General features: G+C 72.1%; 21 protein-coding genes. 12 read left to right on the top strand and 9 right to left on the bottom strand.

The window, feature by feature from the left end:
• Positions 1 to 54: 54 nt before the first annotated feature.
• Positions 55 to 3,273: a tetratricopeptide repeat protein gene (locus AB0I16_RS25340; protein ID WP_363251838.1), complete on the top strand. Its 3,219-nt coding sequence runs from the start codon at positions 55 to 57 to the stop codon at positions 3,271 to 3,273.
• 87 nt (positions 3,274 to 3,360) lie between these two features.
• Here AB0I16_RS25340 and AB0I16_RS25335 read toward each other — a convergent pair whose 3' ends face one another.
• The gene (locus AB0I16_RS25335; RefSeq protein WP_363251864.1) at positions 3,361 to 3,612 is read right to left on the bottom strand and encodes a hypothetical protein; all 252 of its coding nucleotides are present in this window, start codon (positions 3,610 to 3,612) and stop codon (positions 3,361 to 3,363) included.
• Positions 3,613 to 3,631: 19 nt separating this feature from the next.
• The gene (gene mca / locus AB0I16_RS25330) at positions 3,632 to 4,513 is read right to left on the bottom strand and encodes a mycothiol conjugate amidase Mca (protein ID WP_363251837.1); all 882 of its coding nucleotides are present in this window, start codon (positions 4,511 to 4,513) and stop codon (positions 3,632 to 3,634) included.
• Positions 4,514 to 4,628: 115 nt separating this feature from the next.
• Here mca and AB0I16_RS25325 point away from each other — a divergent pair, with 115 nt between their 5' ends.
• Together AB0I16_RS25325 and greA are read left to right on the top strand one after the other, a co-directional pair.
• Entirely contained in the window at positions 4,629 to 5,072 is a 444-nt protein-coding gene (locus AB0I16_RS25325; protein WP_363251836.1) for a DUF4307 domain-containing protein, read from the top strand.
• 164 nt (positions 5,073 to 5,236) lie between these two features.
• The gene (gene greA, locus AB0I16_RS25320; RefSeq protein ID WP_363251835.1) at positions 5,237 to 5,734 is read left to right on the top strand and encodes a transcription elongation factor GreA; all 498 of its coding nucleotides are present in this window, start codon (positions 5,237 to 5,239) and stop codon (positions 5,732 to 5,734) included.
• Positions 5,735 to 5,834: 100 nt separating this feature from the next.
• On the opposite strand, the gene AB0I16_RS25315 is transcribed toward greA, so the two are convergent.
• From AB0I16_RS25315 to ilvA, 3 genes are all read right to left on the bottom strand, one after another.
• Positions 5,835 to 6,686, bottom strand: coding sequence for an ABC transporter permease (locus AB0I16_RS25315; protein ID WP_363251834.1), 852 nt, complete (start codon positions 6,684 to 6,686; stop codon positions 5,835 to 5,837).
• Positions 6,683 to 7,711 carry an ATP-binding cassette domain-containing protein gene (locus tag AB0I16_RS25310; protein ID WP_363251833.1) on the bottom strand — a complete coding sequence of 343 codons (1,029 nt, stop codon included), beginning with the start codon at positions 7,709 to 7,711 and terminating at the stop codon, positions 6,683 to 6,685. The genes AB0I16_RS25315 and AB0I16_RS25310 overlap by 4 nt, the downstream gene beginning before the upstream one ends.
• Positions 7,712 to 7,849: 138 nt before the next feature.
• The gene (ilvA, locus tag AB0I16_RS25305; RefSeq protein WP_363251832.1) at positions 7,850 to 9,079 is read right to left on the bottom strand and encodes a threonine ammonia-lyase; all 1,230 of its coding nucleotides are present in this window, start codon (positions 9,077 to 9,079) and stop codon (positions 7,850 to 7,852) included.
• A 158-nt stretch (positions 9,080 to 9,237) separates the two neighbouring features.
• On the opposite strand from ilvA, the gene AB0I16_RS25300 reads away from it, so the two are divergent.
• From AB0I16_RS25300 to AB0I16_RS25290, 3 genes are all read left to right on the top strand, one after another.
• Positions 9,238 to 9,756: a MarR family transcriptional regulator gene (locus AB0I16_RS25300; RefSeq protein WP_363251831.1), complete on the top strand. Its 519-nt coding sequence runs from the start codon at positions 9,238 to 9,240 to the stop codon at positions 9,754 to 9,756.
• Positions 9,757 to 9,820: 64 nt separating this feature from the next.
• Positions 9,821 to 10,303, top strand: coding sequence for a sigma factor-like helix-turn-helix DNA-binding protein (locus tag AB0I16_RS25295; RefSeq protein WP_363251830.1), 483 nt, complete (start codon positions 9,821 to 9,823; stop codon positions 10,301 to 10,303).
• Positions 10,300 to 10,551 (top strand): hypothetical protein, encoded by a 252-nt coding sequence (locus AB0I16_RS25290; protein ID WP_363251829.1) that lies wholly within the window; start codon positions 10,300 to 10,302, stop codon positions 10,549 to 10,551. The genes AB0I16_RS25295 and AB0I16_RS25290 overlap by 4 nt, the downstream gene beginning before the upstream one ends.
• Before the next feature lie 5 nt (positions 10,552 to 10,556).
• On the opposite strand, the gene AB0I16_RS25285 is transcribed toward AB0I16_RS25290, so the two are convergent.
• The gene (locus tag AB0I16_RS25285; protein ID WP_363251828.1) at positions 10,557 to 11,723 is read right to left on the bottom strand and encodes a cystathionine gamma-synthase; all 1,167 of its coding nucleotides are present in this window, start codon (positions 11,721 to 11,723) and stop codon (positions 10,557 to 10,559) included.
• A gap of 102 nt (positions 11,724 to 11,825) precedes the next feature.
• Between AB0I16_RS25285 and AB0I16_RS25280 the strand changes: the two genes are divergently transcribed.
• The 3 genes from AB0I16_RS25280 (at position 11,826) to AB0I16_RS25270 (ending at position 15,037) form a co-directional block, all read left to right on the top strand.
• A complete protein-coding gene (locus tag AB0I16_RS25280) occupies positions 11,826 to 12,944 on the top strand; it encodes a hypothetical protein (protein WP_363251827.1) in 1,119 nt (372 codons plus the stop codon).
• Between the two features lie 109 nt (positions 12,945 to 13,053).
• A complete protein-coding gene (gene msrA, locus AB0I16_RS25275; protein ID WP_363251826.1) occupies positions 13,054 to 13,761 on the top strand; it encodes a peptide-methionine (S)-S-oxide reductase MsrA in 708 nt (235 codons plus the stop codon).
• 28 nt (positions 13,762 to 13,789) lie between these two features.
• Positions 13,790 to 15,037 (top strand): HNH endonuclease signature motif containing protein, encoded by a 1,248-nt coding sequence (locus tag AB0I16_RS25270; RefSeq protein WP_363251825.1) that lies wholly within the window; start codon positions 13,790 to 13,792, stop codon positions 15,035 to 15,037.
• Here the strand turns inward: AB0I16_RS25270 and AB0I16_RS25265 are convergent.
• Entirely contained in the window at positions 15,034 to 17,100 is a 2,067-nt protein-coding gene (locus AB0I16_RS25265) for a tetratricopeptide repeat protein (RefSeq protein ID WP_363251824.1), read from the bottom strand. The two genes, AB0I16_RS25270 and AB0I16_RS25265, sit on opposite strands and share 4 nt — an antisense overlap.
• 167 nt (positions 17,101 to 17,267) lie before the next feature.
• Between AB0I16_RS25265 and AB0I16_RS25260 the strand changes: the two genes are divergently transcribed.
• Entirely contained in the window at positions 17,268 to 17,936 is a 669-nt protein-coding gene (locus AB0I16_RS25260) for an ATP-dependent Clp protease proteolytic subunit (RefSeq protein WP_363251823.1), read from the top strand.
• Positions 17,937 to 17,954: 18 nt separating this feature from the next.
• Positions 17,955 to 18,563: an ATP-dependent Clp protease proteolytic subunit gene (locus tag AB0I16_RS25255; RefSeq protein ID WP_363251822.1), complete on the top strand. Its 609-nt coding sequence runs from the start codon at positions 17,955 to 17,957 to the stop codon at positions 18,561 to 18,563.
• 24 nt (positions 18,564 to 18,587) lie between these two features.
• Here AB0I16_RS25255 and AB0I16_RS25250 read toward each other — a convergent pair whose 3' ends face one another.
• Both AB0I16_RS25250 and AB0I16_RS25245 read right to left on the bottom strand, forming a co-directional pair.
• Positions 18,588 to 18,977 carry a helix-turn-helix transcriptional regulator gene (locus AB0I16_RS25250; RefSeq protein WP_363251863.1) on the bottom strand — a complete coding sequence of 130 codons (390 nt, stop codon included), beginning with the start codon at positions 18,975 to 18,977 and terminating at the stop codon, positions 18,588 to 18,590.
• A 196-nt stretch (positions 18,978 to 19,173) separates the two neighbouring features.
• The gene (locus AB0I16_RS25245) at positions 19,174 to 20,094 is read right to left on the bottom strand and encodes a helix-turn-helix transcriptional regulator (protein WP_363251821.1); all 921 of its coding nucleotides are present in this window, start codon (positions 20,092 to 20,094) and stop codon (positions 19,174 to 19,176) included.
• Between the two features lie 117 nt (positions 20,095 to 20,211).
• Between AB0I16_RS25245 and AB0I16_RS25240 the strand changes: the two genes are divergently transcribed.
• Complete coding sequence (locus AB0I16_RS25240; RefSeq protein WP_363251820.1) at positions 20,212 to 21,264, top strand: NAD(P)-dependent alcohol dehydrogenase; 1,053 nt, start codon at positions 20,212 to 20,214, stop codon at positions 21,262 to 21,264.
• Positions 21,265 to 21,298: the final 34 nt, after the last annotated feature.

The following is a 21,298-nucleotide window of genomic DNA, read 5'->3' as shown; positions in this document are numbered from 1 at the left end:
CGTACGCAGGACACTTGTGACCGCCGGCGACTGTCGTACTCAAGGGGGAACCATATGCGGGACAGCCATCGGGCCGAGGCCGAGCGGCTGTTGGCACGGGCCGTGGAGGAGGAGGTGCGGCGCTCGGGCGGGCGCGTCGACGGGAGCGTGCTGCTCTCGCGGTCGCGCGGCGCCCTGGACGCCATGGCGCAGACGGCCGCCGAGGAGTACGAGACGTATACCCGCGCGCTGGACGAGGCGGACGCGGGGCGGCTCACCTTCGGCCAGCGGTATGCCCGTGAGGGCGCGGGGACCCCGCTGCTCGTCGCGGTGGTCGCCGCGGTCGCGGCCGGTGTCTCCGACCTCTCCTTCGGCACGAGCGCCGGTACGGCACTCGGCACCGGTGTGGTCGTGGCGGTCGCGGGCGCCGCCGCCACCGTCCTGAAGGTCACGGCGTCCCACCTGCCCGCGGCGAGCCGCCGCGCCGGGGCGCTCAACCAGCCGGGCGGGCCCGAGCAGCTCAGGCTGCAGTGGCTGACCGCCCTGGAGGTGCGGGGCATCCGGCCCTTTCTCGACCAGCAGCGTGTCCTCGCCGCGTCCACGAGCGGCAGGGCGGCGAAGAAGCCCGCGCCGCAGCTGCGCGGCACGGACAAGAGCGCGGCGGCGCGCAGGCGCTCCGTACTCCAGCAGTCCTTCGAGCAACTGCCGCGGAACGAGGGGCCGTTCGCCGGGCGCAGGACGGAGCTGGGGCAGATCGCCCGGTGGGTGCACGCGGCGCGGGCCAGTACCGACACCCGGCCCACGGTCGTCGTCCTGCACGGGGCGCCCGGCTCCGGGCGGTCCTCGCTCGCCGTGCGGGCGGCGCACGATCTGCGGGACCAGTTCCGCGGGGCTTGCGTGGTCGACCTGCGCGGCGACGACCCGCGGGAGACGCCGCTCTCGACGCGGGACGCGCTGCTGCATCTCCTGAACCGGCTGGGCGCCCCCCGCGAGCAGCTGCTGTTCCGCGAGCGGTCCTCGCAGGAACAGCAGGTCAAGCGGCTCAGCGAGCTGTACCACCAGTATCTGACGGGCGTCGCGGTGACGATCATCCTCGATGACGCGGGCGACGCCGAGCAGATCCGCACCCTGGTCCCCGAGCGCTCCGACAGCCTGGTCCTCGTCACCGCGCGGGAGCCCGTCGAGCTCTCCGCCGACCTGCCCGCGTGGGTGCACTCGCTGCCCGTCCGGGCGCTGGACGAGGCGGGCGCCGAGCAGCTTCTGCGGGAGTCCGCCGAGGACCCGTCCGGCCCGTACGACGCCGACTCGGCGGACGTGATCCGCGAGCTGTGCGGCGGCCTGCCGCTGGCCCTGCGCGCCGCGGGCTCCTCGCTCGGCCCCCGCACGCCCCGGCAGCTCGCGTCGGACCTCGCCGCGTACGGTCCCGCGGAGAAGATCGGCCCCGTCGAGCGCGTCCTGTGGCTGCGCTACAACGACCAGACCGAGTCGGCGCGGCGCCTGCTGCGGCGCCTCGCGCTGGCCGGGCGGGCCTCGCTGGGGCCCTCCGCCGCCGCGGCGCTGCTCGGCACCGACGAGCAGGAGGCGGCCCGGCTGCTCACCGCGCTCACCCGGGCCGGTCTGGTCGATCTGCTGCGCGGCGGCCGCCACCGGCTGCACGACCTGGTGCGCTCCTTCGCGCAGAGCCGTCTCCTGGACGAGGAGGAGCCCGCCGAGCGCACGGCCGCGCAGGAACGGCTCATCGCCAGCTACGGAGAGCTGGCGGACACCGTGATCCGCCTGGTCGACGGCAAGACGTCGACCCGCGCGGACCAGTTCGGGCAGCACGGCTTCGCCTCGCTGGACGCGGCGCTGCGCTGGCTGGACGACGAGTCGACGTTCATCACGGCGGCCCTGCGCAACGCCGAGGGCGTCGACCAGGGGACCGTCCTGAACCTCCTGGGCGCCCTGTGCGACTACTGCCTGCTCCGCGGCGACCTGTACCGCCTCGGCGAGATCCAGGAGCTGACGCACGCCATCGACCAGGGGCTGCTCGGCCGCAGCGTGCAGTGGCGCACCGGCATCGCGGCCCGGCAGCTCGGCGAGCTGGACCAGTCGCGTACGACGCTGAACTCCGTCGTGGACCTGTACTTCGAGGCCAACCAGGACGCCGCCGCGGCCCGCGCGCTCGGCTCGCTCGGCATCACGCTGCACCACCAGGGCAATCTCACCGAGGCCGCGGCCCGGCTCACCGAGGCGCTCGACCTCCAGGCCGCCGACGACCTCGCGGGCGACCGCGCCTGGACGCTGCACGCGCTCGCGGCGGTGGAGCGGGACCGCGCGCACCTCGCGCACGCCCTGGAGATGCTGGGGGCGGCGCTGCGGCTGCACCGGGAGAGCGGTTCGGTGCACGGCGAGGCGTGGACGCACTTCCAGCTCGGCCAGCTCTGCCTGCGCATGGGCGACGTTCCGCGCGCGGAGAGCGAGCTGCGCGACGCCCTCGACCGCTACAGCCGCACCCGTGACGCGCGCGGCGAGGCCTGGGCGCTCACGCAGCTCGCGCGGGCCCGCCTGGTGGACGGCGATCCCTCGCCGGCGGTGGACGGCCTGCGCCAGGCGGTGTCCCGGCACCGCGACAACGAGGACGCGCGCGGCGAGGCGTGGTCGCTGTACTACCTCGGTCAGGCCCTGGAGGAGACCGGCAGCCTCGACCAGGCGGTGCGGGACCTGGAGCGGGCGCGGACGATGTTCTCCCGGATGCGGGACGTGTACGGCCTAGCGTGCGCACGCCACCACTCCGCGCGCGTCACCCGGGACCAGCGCGCGGCGCAGACCGGCTCCCTGCGCAACTCCGGCTTCGCCCGTCAGCTCCTGGTCGACGCCCGCGCCGACTTCCAGCGGATCGGCGTGGCGCACGGCGAGGCGTGGACGTGCCTGGAGCTGGCCGTCGTGGACGCGGGCAACAGCCGTACGCAGCAGGCGCTGGGGCTGTGCGACGAGGCGATCACGCTGTTCACCTCGTACGGCGACCGCCGGGGCGAGGACTGGGCCCGCTTCCTGCGCTGCACGCTGCTGCCGTACGCCTCGCCCGGCGGCTGGGAGATCGGCACGGCGGTCGCGCAGGAGGAGCTGGCGCAGCTCGGCCGCGCCGGGCACCCGGCCCGTGACGGCAAGCTGGCCGAGTACATCCAGGCGTACGGGCTGCTCCTGGAGCGGGGCGCGGACCTGGAGGCGGGCTGGCAGGCGTGGCGGCTCGGCATGGTCCCGAGCCGGCACGCCCGCGAGATCATGGGTGTGGACATGCCACAAGCGGGCTGACGGCGCGGTCGGCCGCCGCCGCGGCGGCGCGGTGGGCCGCCGCCGGAACGGCTCGCGGGCCCCCTGTCCGGCCGCCCCGGAAGGCCGCTACTTCTCGGTGTCGCCGCCCTGCTTCTTCGGGGACGGGCCCTCGCCGCCCGCCGCGGCGCCGACCGGCTCGTCCCGCTCGGCGCGGTCCTGCTCGGGCTCCTTGAAGTCGACCTTGCCCATGTGGCGGTTCATCGACTTCATGAGGCCCCAGACGGCGAGGGCCATCACGGCGAAGACGATGAACCCGAGGACGCCGGGCGTCACCTTGTCGTCGTCGACCTCCTTGGCAAGAGGGACGAGATGCGTCATTGCCAGATGTACGTTCACGCTAGGCATTGTCGCGGATGCCCGCAAAGAGGTCGTCCTCGGGGAGGGAAGTATCGACGAGCGACTTGGCCAGCTCGTACTCCTCCGTGGGCCAGACCTCCCGCTGGAGCTCCAGCGGCACCCGGAACCAGCCGCCGTCGGGGTCGATCTGCGTGGCGTGCGCGATCAGGGCCTTGTCGCGGATCTCGTAGAAGTCGCCGCACGGAACGTGCGTGGTCAGCGTGCGCTCGACCCGCTCGAACTCGTCCCAGCGCTTGAGCCAGTCCCCGTACGGCGACTCCAGTCCGCGGTCGAGCATGGCCTGGTGCAGGGCCTCGGTGCGCGGACGGTTGAAGCCCTGGTTGTAGTAGAGCTTCTGGGGCTGGAAGACCGGCCCGAACTCGCTCTCCGGGTACTTCTCGGCGTCCGCAGCACCGTCGAACGCCACCATGCTGATCTTGTGGGTCATGATGTGGTCGGGGTGCGGATAGCCGCCGTTCTCGTCGTACGTCGTGATGACCTGCGGACGGAAGGAGCGGATCTGCCGCACCAGCTCACCGGCGGCCTTGTCGACGTCCTCCAGGGCGAAGCAGCCCTCGGGCAGCGGCGGCAGCGGGTCGCCCTCGGGGAGCCCGGAGTCGACGAAGCCCAGCCACTCCTGCTTGACGCCGAGGATCTCGCGCGCCTCGTCCATCTCCTTCTTGCGCACCTCGTGGATGTGCTCCTGGATGTAGGCGTCGCCCTGGAGCTTGGGGTTGAGGATGTCGCCGCGCTCTCCGCCCGTGCAGGTCACGACGAGCACGTCCACCCCCTCGGACACGTACTTGGCCATGGTGGCCGCGCCCTTGCTCGACTCGTCGTCGGGGTGGGCGTGCACGGCCATCAGTCGAAGCTGCTCAGTCAAGACTCGATCCTCAAGATATTGGGCGCCCTCGTGATTCCGGCGCTTCAGCCGGCTTCTATAGTGACGGAACCGGGGGGCGGAAAATTCCGGCATCCCCTGTTCCTGGAGGACGATCATGACGGCGGCGGGCTCGAAGCTCCCCGACGGGCTTCCCGGCGGTCACCGGGAAGGCGTCCCCGCGGGCCGGTACGGCCGCTCCCGCACCGCGGACGAGGCCGCCGACCGCAAGCTGAGGATCGTGGGCTCCGTGCTCGGCGTGCTCCTGCTCGGCGTGGTCGGCTGGTTCGGCTACGACTACATCAACGGTACGAAGCTGAGCGCCGAGGTCATCAAGTTCGACGTCGTCTCCGCCGAATCCGTCGAGGCCCACCTCGAAGTGCGCAAGGACGCCGGCGCCAAGGGCTACTGCACGCTGCGCGCGCAGGCCGAGTCCGGCGCCGAGGTCGGCCGCGCGGACTTCCGCTTCGACCAGCGCACCGACCGGATCGACAAGGTCGTCACCCTCCGTACGACGGAGAAGGCCACCAGCGTCGAGCTGCTCGGCTGCCACGCCGACTGACGTAGCGGCTTTACGGCCTCCACCAGCGACGACGTAAGTCCGATAGCTTATGTCCTCCCTCTGGCACGCCTGAATTGTTAGGCTCGTGGTTTCGCCCACCCGAGAAGGAACATCCTTCTGGGTAGGGCGATGCTTTGTATTCCCAGTACCTACGAGGAGCACCTGTGACCCAGACCAGCGAAAACGTCACCTGGCTGACCCAGGAGGCGTACAACCAGCTCAAGGCCGAGCTGGAGTACCTGTCTGGTCCCGCGCGCACCGAGATCGCGGCGAAGATCGCGGCAGCGCGTGAGGAGGGCGACCTGCGCGAGAACGGCGGGTACCACGCGGCCAAGGAGGAGCAGGGCAAGCAGGAGCTCCGCGTCCGCCAGCTGACCCAGCTCCTGGAGACCGCGAAGGTCGGCGAGGCTCCGGCCGCCGACGGCGTGGTGGCGCCGGGCATGGTCGTGACCATCGCCTTCGACGGCGACGAGGACGACACGGTGACCTTCCTGCTCGCGTCCCGGGAGTACGCCAGCGACGAGATCGAGACGTATTCGCCGCAGTCCCCGCTGGGCACCGGTGTGAACGGCAAGAAGGTCGGCGAGAACGCGCAGTACGAACTGCCGAACGGCAAGTTCGCCTCCGTCAAGATCCTTGAGGCCAAGCCGTACCAGTCCTGAGGCACCTTCGACGCTCACGGCACGACAGGGCCCCCGGTGACCACGCGCCACCGGGGGCCCTGCCGCGTCCCGTGCCGGATTCCGTGCCCGGGGGCCTTGCTCAGGCCGTCGCCGAGCGGTACTTGCGCACGGCCAGCGTCCGGAAGAACACGATGATCACGACCGAGTAGATCACCGAGGCCCAGACCGGGTGCTCCATGGGCCAGGCCGTCGAGGTCGAGACACCCGGGTTGCCGAACAGCTCACGGCAGGCCTGGACGGTCGCGCTGAAGGGGTTCCAGTCCGCGACGTGCCGCAGCCAGGGCGTCATCTGGCTGGAGTCCACGAACGCGTTCGAGATGAACGTGACGGGGAAGAGCCAGATCAGCCCGCCCGACGTGGCCGCCTCCGGGGTGCGGACCGACAGGCCGATGAGCGCGCCGACCCAGGTGAAGGCGTACCCCAGCAGGAGCAGCAGGCCGAAGGCGGCCAGCGCCTTGCCTATGCCCTCGTGGACGCGCCAGCCGACGAGCAGCGCCACGACCGCGAGGACGAGCAGGGTCAGCGCGGTCTGCACGAGGTCGGCGATGGTGCGTCCGGTGAGGACCGCGCCGCGCGCCATGGGCAGCGAGCGGAAGCGGTCGATGAGGCCCTTGTGCATGTCGTCGGCGATGCCGGCGCCCGCGCCCGCCGTGGCGAAGGTGACGGTCTGGGCGAAGATGCCCGCCATCAGGAAGTTCTTGTAGACGTCCGCGTTCGCGGTGTCGCCGATCTTCATCGAGCCTCCGAAGACGTACGTGAACAGGATCACGAACATCACGGGCTGGACGAGGCCGAAGAGGATCATCTCGGGGATGCGGGTCATGCGGATCAGGTTCCGCTTGGCGACGACCAGGGAGTCCCTGACGGACTGGCCGATGCCGCCCGCGGGCCTGGGGCCCGCGCCGCGCACGGCGTCGGTGACGGTGCTCACTTGCCGGCCTCCTTGCCGTGCCTGGACTTCGTACGGGTCTTGGCGTCGGCGCCGTCCGCGCCCTCCTCGCCTGCCTCGTCCGTCAGCTCGGCGGCGTGGCCGGTGAGGGAGATGAAGACGTCGTCGAGGGTCGGGCGGCGCAGCCCGATGTCGTCGATCTCGATGCCCCGGGCATCCAGCTCGCGGATGACCTCGGCGAGCAGCTTGGCGCCGCCGGTGACGGGCACGGTCAGCTTGCGCGTGTGCTCGGCGACGGCGACCTCGCCCTTGCCGAAGCCGCGCAGGACCTCCGACGCGGTCGGGATGTGCTCGCGCTCGTGCACCACGACCTCGACGCGCTCGCCGCCGGTCCTGGCCTTGAGCTGGTCGGAGGTGCCGCGGGCGATGACGCGGCCGTGGTCGATGACGCAGATGTCGTGCGCGAGGTGATCGGCCTCCTCCAGGTACTGCGTCGTGAGGAGCAGCGTCGTGCCGCCCGCGACGAGCTCCTGGATGACCTCCCACAGCTGCTGGCGGTTGCGCGGGTCGAGCCCGGTGGTGGGCTCGTCCATGAACATGACGGGCGGCGACACGACGAGCGCCGCCGCGAGGTCCAGGCGGCGGCGCATGCCTCCGGAGTACGTCTTGGAGGGCCGGTCGGCGGCGTCCAGGAGATTGAACCTGTCGAGCAGCTCGGCCGCTCTGGCCTTCGCCTCCTTGGCCCGCATCTGGTAGAGCTGGCCGACCATCTGGAGGTTCTCGCGGCCGGTCAGATACTCGTCGACGGCGGCGAACTGGCCGGAGAGGCCGATCGAACGGCGCACTTCGTTGGGGTGCTTGAGCACGTCGACGCCCGCGACGACGGCCTTGCCGCTGTCCGGTGTGAGCAGTGTCGTCAGGCAGCGGACCGCCGTGGTCTTCCCGGCGCCGTTCGGCCCGAGGAGGCCGAGCACCGTGCCTTCGGGGACATCCAGATCGACGCCGTCCAGAGCCCTTACGTCGCCGAAGGTCTTGACCAGGCCTTCGGCGTAGATGGCTCCTGGCATGAGAGCCCTCCCCGTGATGTGGGTGACTTCCTATGGAAAAAGACTAGGTTCGCCGGGCTCCGGGCGCCCGGGAATCCGTGATGCGCAGCACACAGTAACGCGATACATCGCGTTCGCGCTCCCCTTTTCCACAACTCGTCAGGCGATGACCGTGTAGCCCGCCGCCCGCAGCGCCGACTCCACCTCGGCGCGGTGCTCGGGGCCCTTCGTCTCCAGGTGCAGCTCGACCTCCGCCTCCGTGAGGCCGAGGCGCGGGTCGGTGCGTACGTGCCGGACGTCGAGCAGGTTGGCGTCCACCTCCGACACCACGCCGAGGAGGGTGGCCAGGGCGCCGGGGCGGTCCGTCAGGCGCAGCCGCAGCGAGAGGTAGCGGCCCGCGGCCGCCATGCCCTGGCGCAGGATGCGCTGCATGAGCAGGGGGTCCACGTTGCCGCCGGAGAGCAGCGCGACCACCGGGCCCTCGAACGCCTCGGGGCGGCTGAGCAGCGCCGCGACCGGGCTGGCGCCCGCCGGCTCGACGACCATCTTGGCCCGCTCCAGGCAGAGCAGCAGGGCACTGGAGAGCTCGTCCTCGGAGACCGTGACGATGTCGTCCACCAGGTCGGCGATCAGACGGAACGGTACGTCGCCGGGGCGTCCGACCCTGATGCCGTCCGCCATCGTCGCCTGCGCCGCGATCGACACCGGGCGCCCGGCGGCCAGCGAGGGCGGATACGCGGCGGAGCCCGCCGCCTGCACGCCGACCACCCGCACGTCGGGCCGCAGCGCCTTGACCGCCACCGCGACACCCGCCGCGAGACCGCCGCCCCCGACGCCCACCACCAGCGTGCGCACCTCGGGACACTGCTCGATGACCTCCAGGCCGACCGTGCCCTGGCCCGCGATGATGTCGGGATGGTCGAAGGGGTGGATGAAGACCGCGCCCGTCTCGTGCGCGTACGCCTGCGCCGCGGCCAGCGTCTCCTCGACGACCTGGCCGTGCAGCCGCACCTCGGCGCCGTACTCCCGCGTCGCCGCGACCTTCGGCAGCGGCGCGCCGGCCGGCATGAACACCGTGGAGCGCACGCCGAGCAGCGAGGAGGCCAGCGCCACGCCCTGCGCGTGGTTGCCCGCGCTGGCGGCCACCACACCGGCCGCGCGCTCCTCGGGCAGCAGGCCCGCGATCCGCACGTACGCCCCGCGCAGCTTGAAGGAGCCGGTCCGCTGAAGGTTCTCGCACTTGAGCCGCACCGGGGCACCGACCAGGTGCGACAGGTGCCTGCTGCCCTCGATCGGGGTCGTCCGCGCCACGCCGGACAGCATCTTCCGCGCGCCGCGCACGTCGTCGAGGGTCACCGTCGGAAAGGAGTCAGGCGTGCGGAAGCTCATGACCGCAAGTCTTGCAGCCGAAGGCCCCGCGCCTCCGTGGCGACCACGGGCCGAGACCGTTTGCCGCGTAGGTTTGCGCAGCGCAGGTACGGTCCACGCCGTGGCCGCGTACCCTGTCCCCCAACCCAAACGCCCTCGCATGAAGTGAGCCCCCGGCCATGCCCACAACTCCGGACATGACGACCGCCAGTGAACCCGGCCTCCTCGACAGCCTGCAGCACCAAGTGGCCGTCTTCGCCCGCCGGGCCGAACAGACCCGCCTCGGCGGCGTAGGCCAGGTCCGCAACTCCATGGACCGAGCCGCGTACCTGCTGCTCAACCGCCTCGACAAGGAAGGCCCCATGGGCGTCAAGGCGCTCGCCGCGAGCATGGGCATCGACTCGTCGACCGTCACCCGGCAGGTCGCCCCGCTGGTGGACACCGGGCTCGTGAAGCGCACCTCGCACCCCGAGGACGGCCGGGCCGTCGTCCTCCAGCTCTCCCCGCGCGGCCAGGCCAGGCTGGAGGAGGTCCGCTCCTCGCGGCGCGAGCTGATGGCCGAGCTGACGCAGGACTGGGCCCCGGAGGAGCGTGAGAGCTTCTGCGCGCTCCTCACACGCTTCAATTCCGCCCTCTCGGCGCGACAGACGTCACAGACGGCGCCCGGCGCGGAGGTTCCGGCCACTCCGGAGTCTTGACCCCGGCCCCGCGTCGGGCCTCATATGAGACCGGGATACCCCTTCCTTCCGGCCGGGAGGCGCGGTGCGAGAACGGCAGGCGTTCCAGGACGCCCGCCGTGCCCGGGAGTTCGAGGCGTTCGTCGCGGGCGCGGCAGGGCGGCTCCTCCATGCCGCCACCCTGCTCACGGCCGAGCTGCCCGACGACAACCCACGCGCGCGTGCCCTGCTGACCGACGCCCTCACCCACACGTACGCGACGTGGGACCGGCTGCGCGGCGAGGACCCGTACGACCGCGCCAGGCAGCAGGTCGCCGTCCGCTTCGCGCGCGGCGCCTGGCGGCGTCACCGCGGGCACGGCGGGGTCCTCGAACGGCTGAATCCCCAGGAGCGGCTGATCCTCGTCCTGCGGATGTACGAGGGCGTGGCCGAGGAGCAGACGGCGGCGCTCCTCGGCCTGCCCACGGAGCGCGTCCAGGTGATCTGCGCCCGCGCCATGGCGCGGGTCCTGCACCCGCCGCGCGGCCCGGCGCCCGCGCGGGCCCTCAGCGGGACGGCGCCGTCATGAGCCAGTACGAGCGCAAGGAGGCCGCCGTCCGGCGCCTCCTTGACGGCGTCCCGCCGCCCGTGCCGCGTGAGCTGTACGAGGAGGCGGTCCGGCGCGGCGGGCGCAGGCTGCGGCGGCACAGGGCGGTGCGCAGGCTCCTGTGGTTCGCGCTGTTCGCCGCCGTCGTCGCCTTCGCCGTGTGGGCCTCCGTCGCGCAGCCGTGGGTGGAGCCGCCCGCGGAGACGACCCCACCGCTCACCCGCTGGTAGCCGGCCTACGAGCCGAGCGCCTGCTGGAGGTCGGCGAGCAGGTCGTCCGCGGACTCGATGCCCACGGAGAGGCGCACCAGGTCGGCGGGGACCTCAAGGGCCGAGCCCGCCACGGAGGCGTGCGTCATGCGGCCCGGGTGCTCGATCAGGGACTCGACGCCGCCCAGGGACTCGCCCAGGGTGAACAGCCGGGCGCGGTTGCAGACCTCCACGGCCGCCTCCTCGCCGCCCGCGACGCGGAACGACACCATCCCGCCGAACGCCTTCATCTGCTTGGCGGCGATCTCGTGGCCGGGGTGCTCGGGGAGGCCCGGGTACAGGACGTGCGTCACGCGCGCGTGCCGGGACAGCATCTCCGTCACCCGGGTGGCGTTCTCGCTGTGCCGGTCCATGCGCACCGCGAGGGTCTTGATGCCGCGCAGCACCAGCCAGGCGTCGAAGGGGCCCGCGACGGCGCCCATCGCGTTCTGGTGGTAGGCCAGCTCCTCGCCGAGCGCCGCGTCACCGACGACGAGCGCGCCGCCGACGACGTCCGAGTGGCCGCCCATGTACTTGGTCATGGAGTGCACGACGACGTCCGCGCCGAGCGCCAGCGGCTGCTGGAGGTAGGGGCTGGCGAAGGTGTTGTCGACGACCAGGCGCACGCCGGCCTCGCGGGCGATCTGCGCGAGCACCGCGATGTCGGTGATGCCGAGCAGCGGGTTGGAGGGGGTCTCCACCCAGATCGCCTTGGTGCGGTCGGTCAGCGCGGCCCGCACCGACTCCGGGTCGGAGGTGTCGGCCACCGACCAGTCAACGCCCCAGCGCGAGACGACCTTGTCAAAGAGGCGGAACGTGCCGCCGTACGCGTCATTGGGGATGACGACGTGGTCACCGGGGCCGAGCAGCGTACGGAGCAGGCAGTCCTCGGCCGCCAGTCCCGACGCGAAGGCGAGCCCGCGGCTGCCGCCCTCCAGCGCGGCCAGGTTCTCCTCCAGGGCGGTCCGCGTCGGGTTCGCGCTGCGGCTGTACTCATAGCCGCCGCGCAGCCCGCCCACGCCGTCCTGCTTGTAGGTCGAGACCTGGTAGATGGGCGGGACGACGGCACCGGTGAGGGGGTCGGCGGTGTTGCCGGCGTGGATCGCCACGGTCTCGAAATTCTGCCTGCTGTGCCTGCTGTACGAGTCACTCATGCGGCCTGAGCGTAGTGCGCCGCGGGGGCCTTCCGCCCGAGTCGGTCCGGGTACGTCCCCACAGGTTGGCCAATTGTCGGACCCGTCTGGTTCGCTTGGTCCATGGAGATTCTCTGGGTCCTGATGGCAGTGATCATGATCGGCGCGGTCCTCGGACCCGTCCTGCTGCGCGGGCGCGGTGGAATCCGGCAGGTCGCCCCGGGCTCGCCGGACGCCGCGGACCCGGCGGACTACGGCTTCCTGCGCCAGGAGGAGCTGGACATCCGCATGCCGGGCCCGGACGCCGACCTCCTCGAAGTGCTCGACCTGGTCCAGCGCACGCAGGAGTGGAAGGCGGCCTCGCAGCTCCTCGCGGGCACGGAGACGCACGGCGAGCAGCGCTGGCAGCGCGTGCAGGCCTTCGCGGGCGCGGCCTCCCTCGAACTCAAGCAGCGGCCCGGCGGGGTGGGTGACAGCCCCGGCGGGCAGTGGCTGCGCGTCTGGCGGGCGGAGGCGCCCAAGGACGCGGGCGGCGCCGCCGTGCACGCGGAGTTCCTGGTCCAGCAGGCGTGGCGCACCTCCACGCAGGGGACCGACGAGTTCCGGATCATCCTGGAGGAGGCGAAGGAGGCGTGCGCGCAGGCCGCGCTGCTGGCCCCCAGCGACCCCATTCCGTACATCGTCGAGCTGTCCATCGCCCGTGGCCTCGCGTACCCCCGCGAGGAGTTCGAGCAGCTGTGGCTGAAGATCCTGGACCGCGCGCCCGCGCACATGGGGGCGCACCTGGCGGCGCTGCACTACTGGTGCGAGAAGTGGCACGGCTCCCGCGACCTCGCCCAGAGCTTCGCGGAGGCGGCCGCGTCCCGCGCGCCCAGAGCCTCCCTGCTCGCGGCGTTGCCCCTCTTCGCGGTGTACGAACACCTCCCCGAAGTCAACCTCGTCCGCGGGTTCTACGAGAGCGAGGTCGTCTCCAAGGCCATCGAGGGCGCCCTCTTCGCGGTGCACGCGGCGCGCCCGGACGACCCGATGCTGGCGCACGTCCGCCACCTCCTGGTCTTCTTCCTGGTCCGCTGCGAGCGCTGGGGCGAGGCCATGAGCCAGCTGGTCCACGTGGACGGCCACGTCGGCGCCCTCCCCTGGACCCTCTCCGCCGACCCGGCGTCGGACTACGCGATCTACCGCGCCCTGGCCGTCGCGGGGTACGAGGCGAACGGCGGCAGCCCGGCGACCCTGCCCCACTGAGGCCGCCGGGCCCCGGAATGCGGGCCCGCTCGGCGGCGTTGTGCCGAAGCCGCGCCTTTCGCGGTCACGCACCCCCTGTTTCCACGGTCAGCACGAGGAGAGCCACCACATGATCTTCGGCCGCACGCCCGAGCTCCCCACCCCGGAGCAGGCACTCAAGGGCCGGGCGACCCCGGAATTCGAGGTCCCCTCCCGCCACACCGTCCTCGGCAACCCCCTCCTCGGCCCCTACCCCGAGGGTCTGCGGATCGCGGACTTCGGCCTCGGCTGCTTCTGGGGCGCGGAGCGCAAGTTCTGGCAGACGGAGGGCGTCTGGACGACGTACGTCGGCTACCAGGGCGGCTACACGGAGAACCCCTCCTACGAGGAGGTGTGCTCCGGCCTCACGGGCCACGCGGAGGTGGTCCGCGTGGTCTTCGACCCCGAGCGCGTCTCGTACGAGTCCCTCCTGAAGGTCTTCTGGGAGTCCCACAACCCCACGCAGGGCTTCCGCCAGGGCAACGACGTGGGCACGCAGTACCGCTCGGCGATCTACACGCACTCCCCCGAGCAGGAAGCGGCGGCGGAGGCGTCCCGCGAGGCCTACCAGCAGGTGCTCACCGCCGCGAACCACGGCGAGATCACCACGACGATCCTGCCCGCGGCCCCCCGCCCCCTCTGGCCGGCGGAGCCGTACCACCAGCAGTATCTGGACAAGAACCCCGACGGCTACTGCGGCATCGGCGGCACGGGCGTAGAACTGGAAAGCCCCTCGGAAACGAACTGGGGCCGAGCCTGCCCGACGGGCATCGCGCCGGCGCCGGAGGCGGGCGAGTAGCCCGGCCTTCCCCGCTTATCGTGGGGGCATGGGGCTGAATGACGTGGGCAGGGCGGAAGTGCTGCGGGCGGTCGAGGAGTTCGGGCGACTCGGCCGCAGTGCGTTCCTCGGGCGGTACGGCTTCAAGGCGTCCCGCAGCTACTTCCTCGTGGTCGACGGTCAGTACTACGACTCGAAGGCCATCGTCGGGGCCGCCCACGGCTATCTCCCGGGGCGGGCCCCGCTGTTGGCCTCGGAGTTCTCCGGCGGTCGTGACCACGCGGTGAAGCGGCTCGGCGTGCTGGGGTTCCAGGTGGTGTCCCAGGAGGCGGTCACCGATGCCGCCCCCGGCGATCTCATCGGCCGCATCGCCGGACTGCGTGTCGCCCACGGCCCGAGCGGCCCCCTCCTCTACCAGCCGATCACCCTGCTGTGGGCGATAGGGCGGGCCTTCCGCGGCCGATCGCGGACCCTGCCCTGGAGCGAGACGAACGCTTCTCTGCGTGACCTGCTGGAGCGCTTCGGCGCGCGCGGCGAACGCCTCCGCCCGGACTACCCCGTGCTCGCTCTGTACCACGCGGGACTGTGGACGCTCGACGGTCACGAGGGGGCCGTGCCGTCCGCGCACGGCGACGCCGTGCCCCGTCGCTGGTTCGCCGCGCAGCAGCCGGTCGGAGGGCTGGCAAGGCCGGTCCATGAGTTGATGCGTGCCTCGGGCCCGGCGCGCGTCACGATGATCCAGGAGATCGTCGACCGTTTCTTCGACGGCCTCGACGAGATTCCGCTGCTCACCGCAGTCGGTCTGTACGACGAGTCGGTGGCCGACGATCCTGACCTGACACCCGACGGCGCCTCCGCCCCGCCCCCGGCAGCCGATCCGGTCACCCTGGCCGCCCAGTACGAACGACTGTGCACGCTCGTGGAACGCCGGGAGGAGTCGGGACGCGGCCGACGGCGCGAGAGCGTGGCCCACGACCCCATCCGTTCCGGATCGGCCAGGCGGGCAGTCCTCCTGCGCAGTGAGGGGGCATGCGAGAACCCCGCCTGCCGGGGGCAACCCGACGACGTGACCGACGCCGGCGACCCGATACTGGAGGTCGACCACATCGTGCAGATCGCACATGAGGGCCGCGACCATCCGAGCCAGATGATCGCCCTCTGTCCGAATTGCCACGCCGTCAAGACCCGAGGCAGCACGCGGCACGCGTTGCGCCCGGTCCTCCTCGACGTGGTGCGTGAGCGTCATCACCGGGCCCGGTCGCGCAGCGGCCTGGCGTCGGCACGCGACGCTGTCTAGGACCGGTGGTCGCCGGGTGCGCGCACAGGGCCGTCCACCGCGCGATAGGCGGTCAGATCGCCGCGCGCCTTGTGGACGTCCGGGTGGTCGTCGCCCAGCGCCGCGATCAGGTCCGGAAGGCAGGCGTCGAGCGCCTCGGCCGCCGCCGCGTGATCACCGGATGCGGCCAGGAACTTCGCCATGGCGCAGCGGGTCTCGAGTGTGTTCGTGTGGTCCTTGCCCAGGGATGCCTCTTCCGCGGCGAGGATCTCCCTGGCCTGGTGAAGCGCCTCCACGGGGTCTCCCATGTCGCAGGTGAGGTCGGCGATCACCCCACGAGTGGCCAGCGTGTTCATCGCCGTCGGCCCCAGGCTCCGCTCGCGGACGGCGAGGATGCGGCGGAACTCCGCGAGCGCGCCCGGCAGGTCACCGCCGCGCCGCAGACAGGAGGCGAGGTTGTGCCTGATGACCTGCAGATACTCGTCGTCCGCGGGAAGTCGCGCCTCGCACTCGGCCAGGAGTGCGCGGAACGACTCCTGTGCCTCGGCGTGCTGTCCGGCCAGCATCCGGTAGAACGCGATCTGATGTCGCAACGTCACCTTGTCGGCGAGAGGTGCGTCCTGCTCCTGTGAGCCGTGGTCCGGTCCGGTCTGTGACGCTTCCAGCGCCTCGGTCAGCAGGGCGATCGCTGCGGTCCGTTCGCCTCGGTCGGCCAGCGCGCTCGCCCGTGAGTACACGTCGTCCACGGTCCCCGACTCCACTGCCGTGTGGAACGCCGTCCGTACGCGCCAGAACGCCGCGTTCGCGACCTGCCGCGCCTGTGAGGCGTCCGCCATCGCGATGAGCCGCGTCCAGACCTCGCGCGGCACGGGGTCGTGTTCCGGCTGGTCGATGAGGTAGTCGAACGCGAGGAACCGAGGCTCCTCATCGTTCGGCCCCGCCGGGATCAGCAGGCTGCTCGCTCCGTGTACGGGTGTCAGTGCCCACTGCCACGCCTCTTCCAACGGCTCCGGCCGCAACCTGTGTCCGCCGCGGGAGCTCAGGTAGTGGTCGTGCAGTTCTTCCAGGATCTCGCGTGAGACGGGCTGGTCCAGGCCGGTGCGGCGGCAGTCGACAGCGGCGGCCACCAGCGCGGCCGCCCTCGGATGCGTGCCGGGGCTCCACGCCAGGCGCCAGTCGCGCAGCAGCTCCGGTCCCGCGGTCAGTACCTCGGCGAGCCCGAAGTGTTCCGTCTGCCGCAACGCTCCCGCGATCCTCGGGTCGTCCGCGTGCTCCTCGGCCGCCCGCAGTTCCTCCGGGGACCATAGCCTGTCCATGAACACCAGGCGTGCGGCCTGCAGGATTCCCCGGCCCTCCCGGAGTGCGGCCCGCTCCTCGTCACCGGCCAACCGGGACTCCCGTGCGCTGAACCGGTCGTACTCAGCGGTACGCATGGTGGCCAGCACCACCGTGCCCTCGCCGGTCAGCCGGGCCACCGTCGTGGACGTCAGGCCGCCCGGCCCGAGGAAGCGTTCGAAGTCGTCCAGCCAGAGGACCGAGGGGCCGCCGCGTGACAGGAGCGTCACCAGCGCGGGAAGCACGTCCCTGCCCGCGGGAGCGGCCAGCCGGTGGTCCGGGAGCACCGCGCGCATGGCCTCGTACGCCGCTCGCGACTTGCCCGCAGTGGACTCCCCGACCACCACGACGCACGACGTGGTGCGCAGGGCCTCCCGGAGTGCCCGGTCCACCGTGCGCGGGACGTACGGCGGCAACGCGCCCGCGACCGGTGACTCCTCGTCCTGCCGCGCCGGGTGCACCCCCAGCCGGACGGCGTCATGGGCCTCCCTGGCCCTGGGCAACCCACCTCCGCGACCGGCCACGGAGGTGCTTCCGTCGATGCTCTGCCGTGCTTCGGTCTGCCGGTCGAGCCACCGTTTGACCCGGTCCGCCCAGACCGCGGTCACGGCGGTCACGCCGCCGCCGATCACCGCCGCCCAGGAGGCCGGCAGCCACAGTCCCGCGATGAGCGCACCCCCGACTCCGAGCGCACCGCACAGCGCCAACGCGGACCAGGCACCCAGGTGTTGCCACGCGTGTCGTCTCACGAGGTGAGGGTGGTACCGGCGTCGGCCATCGCGCAACCCGAACCGTCCGGCCCCTCTGCCCTCAGCGAATCTGCCCCCAGCCGATATCGCCGCCCCCCGCCGCCCCGTCGGGCAACAGTGAGGGCAGTGCCGCGGCGTTCGGAGTCGCGGGTTCCTGAGGAGGTTTCATGTCCGTGTTCGGTGGGTCCGTGCTCGGTAATGGTGGGGAGGCGCGGCCTCGGGGGGAGGACGGGGACACCGCTCCGTCGCGCTTCGACGATCACCTCGCCGCCCAACTGCTCAACCAGCGCATCGTGTTCCTCGGCACCCAGGTCGACGACGTGTCGGCCAACCGCGTCTGCGCGCAGATGCTGCTCCTGTCGGCCGAGGACCCCAAGACCGACATCAGCCTCTACATCAACAGCCCCGGCGGCTCGGTGAGCGCCGGGCTCGCCATCTACGACACCATGCGGCTGATCCCGAACGACGTGGCCACGCTGGCCATGGGGTTCGCCGCCAGCATGGGCCAGTTCCTGCTCTGTGTCGGCACCCCGGGCAAGCGGTTCGCGCTGCCCAACGCGCGGATCATGATGCACCAGCCGTCGGCCGGCATCGGCGGCACCACCGCAGACATCGCCATCCAGGCGGAGAACCTGGAGTTCACGAAGAAGGCCATCGAGCGGATCACCGCCGAGCACACCGGCCAGAGCGAGGAGGACATCTCGCGGGACGGCGACCGCGACCGGTGGTTCACGGCCGAGCAGGCCAAGGAGTACGGGATGGTCGACCACGTGGTCCGGTCCCTCGACGACGTGCGGCCCGCCGGGTCGAAGCGGCGCATCGGCCTGGGTGTCTGAGGGAGAGGGAGACAGCGCATGAGCCAGTACACGATCCCCACCGTCGTCGAGCGCACCCCGCAGGGCGAACGCTCCTACGACGTCTACAGCCGGCTGCTCGCCGAGCGGATCATCTTCCTCGGCACGGAGATCGACGACGGCGTCGCCAACGTCGTCATCGCGCAACTCCTCCACCTGGAGTCGTCCGCCCCGGACCGCGAGGTCGCCGTCTACATCAACTCGCCGGGCGGTTCCTTCACCTCGCTCATGGCCATCTACGACACCATGAGCTTCATCTCGGCGCCCATCTCCACCTTTTGCGTGGGCCAGGCGGCGTCCACGGCCGCCGTGCTGCTGGCCGGCGGCGACCCGGGGCGGCGGTTCGTGCTCGACCACGCGCGCGTGCTGCTCGGGCAGCCCGCGAGCCGGGGGCAGCAGGGCACCGTCTCCGACCTCCAGTTGCAGGCCAAGGAGATGCTGCGCATCCGCTCGCAGGTGGAGGAGGTCCTCGCGCGGCACACGCACCACGACGTCGCCACGCTCCGGGCCGACATGGACCGCGACAAGTTCTTCACCGCGCGGGAGGCCGTCGCGTACGGGCTCGCCGACCAGGTGCTCAGCAAGCGGGCCCTGCCCGTCGCCGCCTGAGCCGCGCGGCGGGGGCGTCAGGCGTCAGGCCGCCAGGCGGACCTGGCCCTGGTACGGAGCCCCGGCGGGCCGCGCACGCGGGGAGGCGGCCAGCCGGCTCTGGGCCAGGGACAGCACATCGGTCAGCCGCAGGCCGAGCGCGTGGGCCGCGGCCGCGAGGACCTCGGAGGAGGCCTCCTTGCGGCCGCGCTCCAGCTCGGAGAGGTACGGCATGGAGATGCGGGCGGCGTCGGCCACATCCTTGAGGGTGCGTTCCTGGGCGAGGCGCTCGCGGCGCAGGACGTCCCCCACGACATCCCTCCAGAGGGGTTCCCTGGCGGCGGGGGGACCGGCCGCGGGGGGACCGGCCGCGGGGGCTCCGGTATTCCCGCCCCGCGCGGCAGGCCCCGCCGTGACCGGGCGCAACGGGATCACCCGGGCCCCGCCCGGCCCCCGGCGGCCCGGCCCGGCCGCCCCGCTCGCCCCACCGCCGGTCCCACCGGCCCCACCGGTCCCGCCGGTCCCGCCCCGCACTCGGCTGCTCGCTTCGCTGCTCACCGTTCCACCCTAGGAGCCGATCCGCCGGCCGGGCAGCGCGAGGCGTTCCGCCGGGCGCGAAACCGACGGGCCGCTACCGCGTGGCCGACCCCACCGACGAGGCGTCCCGCCCCCAGCTCGCCAGCAGCCGCAGCGCCTGCGCGGACGCCGAGTCCGGCTCCGCGTGGTACATGATCATCGACTGGTCGCAGTCGTCCGGCAGCCGCAGCGTCTCGAACGACAGGGTCAGCTCGCCCACCAGCGGGTGGCGCATGCGCTTGACGCCGTGCCCCTTCTCCCGCACGTCGTGGGTGGCCCACAGGTTCCTGAACTCCTCGCTCTTGACGGAGAGTTCACCGACGAGCGCCGAGAGCCGGGGGTCGTTGGGGTAGCAGCCCGCGTCCATGCGGAGGTAGCCGACGATGTCGGACGCCTTCTGCTCCCAGTCGACGAAGAACTCGCGCGAGCGCTCGTCGAGGAAGCAGATCCGCGCCCAGTTGCGGTGCTCGGGCGCCAGCTCGCTCCAGTCCCCGAAGAGGGCCGCCGCCGGCGCGTTCCACCCGAGGATGTCCGAGCGGCGCCCGACGACGTACGCCGGGACACCGGCCACGGAGTCCAGGAGCTGCTGGAGCGCGGGCCGCATGTGCTGCGGGCGCGCGGCACGCTTCTTCTTCACCGTCTTCGGCTTCGCGAGCCGCGTGAGATGGGCCTGCTCGGCGTCGGTGAGGCGCAGGGCGCGGGCGATGGCGTCGAGCACCTCGGCCGAGACGTTGCGGCCGTTGCCCTGCTCCAGGCGCGTGTAGTACGCGACGGAGACCCCGGCGAGCTGCGCGAGCTCCTCGCGGCGCAGGCCCGGCACCCGGCGGTGCCTGCCGTACTCCGGGAGGCCGACGTCCGCGGGCCGCAGCCGGGCCCTGCGGGTGCGCAGGAACTCGCTGAGCTCGGCCCGGCCGTCCAGCGGTGCGGCATCGGCCCCGCGAGGGTGCCCGGCAGGCGTCTCGTGCGTGTCGTCCATGCTTCCAGTATCCCGGCTCGTACGCCGATGAGACTGTCCCCGCCAGTGGTAGGACCGCTGGTCGTAGGCGGAACGGGTGTCTGGGTGGCCGCCGCGGCGGCTGGCAGCCTCGAAGGCATGACTCAGCAGATCACCACCGTTTCCGCCTACGCCGCTCCCACCGCCAACGCGCCCCTGGAGCGGACCACCGTGCCGCGCCGCGCCGTCGGCGAGTTCGACGTGCTGATCGACATCAAGTACGCCGGGATCTGCCACTCCGACATCCACCAGGCCCGTGACGGCTGGGGCGAGGGCATCTTCCCGATGGTGCCGGGCCATGAGATCGCCGGTGTCGTGGCCGAGGTCGGCCCCGGAGTGACCAAGTTCGCCGTCGGCGACCGCGTGGGCGTCGGCTGCATGGTCGACTCCTGCCGCCAGTGCGACAACTGCAAGGCCGGCCTGGAGCAGTACTGCGTGCGGGGCAACGTCCCGACGTACAACGGCCTCGACCACGGCGGCGAGCCGACGTACGGCGGCTACTCCACGCACATCGTCGTCGACGAGGCGTTCACCGTCGGCATCCCCGAGGGGATCTCGCTGGACGTCGCCGCGCCGCTGCTCTGCGCGGGCATCACCACGTACTCGCCGCTCAAGCGCTTCCAGGCGGGCCCCGGCAAGAAGGTCGCCGTGGTGGGCCTCGGCGGGCTCGGCCACATGGCCGTCAAGATCGCGCACGCGCTCGGTGCCGAGGTGACCGTCCTGTCGCAGTCCCTGCGCAAGAAGGACGACGGCCTGCGGCTCGGCGCTGACCACTACTACGCGACCAGCGACGACGCCACGTTCGAGCAGCTCGCGGGCTCCTTCGACATGATCCTCTCCACGGTGTCGGCGCCGCTGCCGCTGGACAAGTACCTGGGCCTGCTGCGCTCCGAGGGCGCCTTCGTCAACGTCGGCGCCCCCGAGGAGCCGGTCTCGCTGAACCTCTTCTCCGTGATCGGCGGCGGCAAGACCCTCGCGGGCTCCATGATCGGCGGTATCGCCGAGACCCAGGAGATGCTGGACTTCTGCGCCGAGCACGGCCTCGGCTCCGAGATCGAGCTGATCCGCGCCGAGCAGGTCAACGAGGCGTACGAGCGGGTCCTCGCCAGCGATGTGCGCTACCGCTTCGTGATCGACGCCGCCACGATCTGATCCCGCCACCCGCGCCCCGCGCCCCGCGGGGCGC

The organism is Streptomyces sp. NPDC050703 (genome assembly GCF_040654435.1).
Taxonomy (GTDB): domain Bacteria; phylum Actinomycetota; class Actinomycetes; order Streptomycetales; family Streptomycetaceae; genus Streptomyces.
The sequence above is the reverse complement of the archived record's forward strand: the minus strand, read 5'-3'. Positions and strand labels throughout refer to the sequence as shown.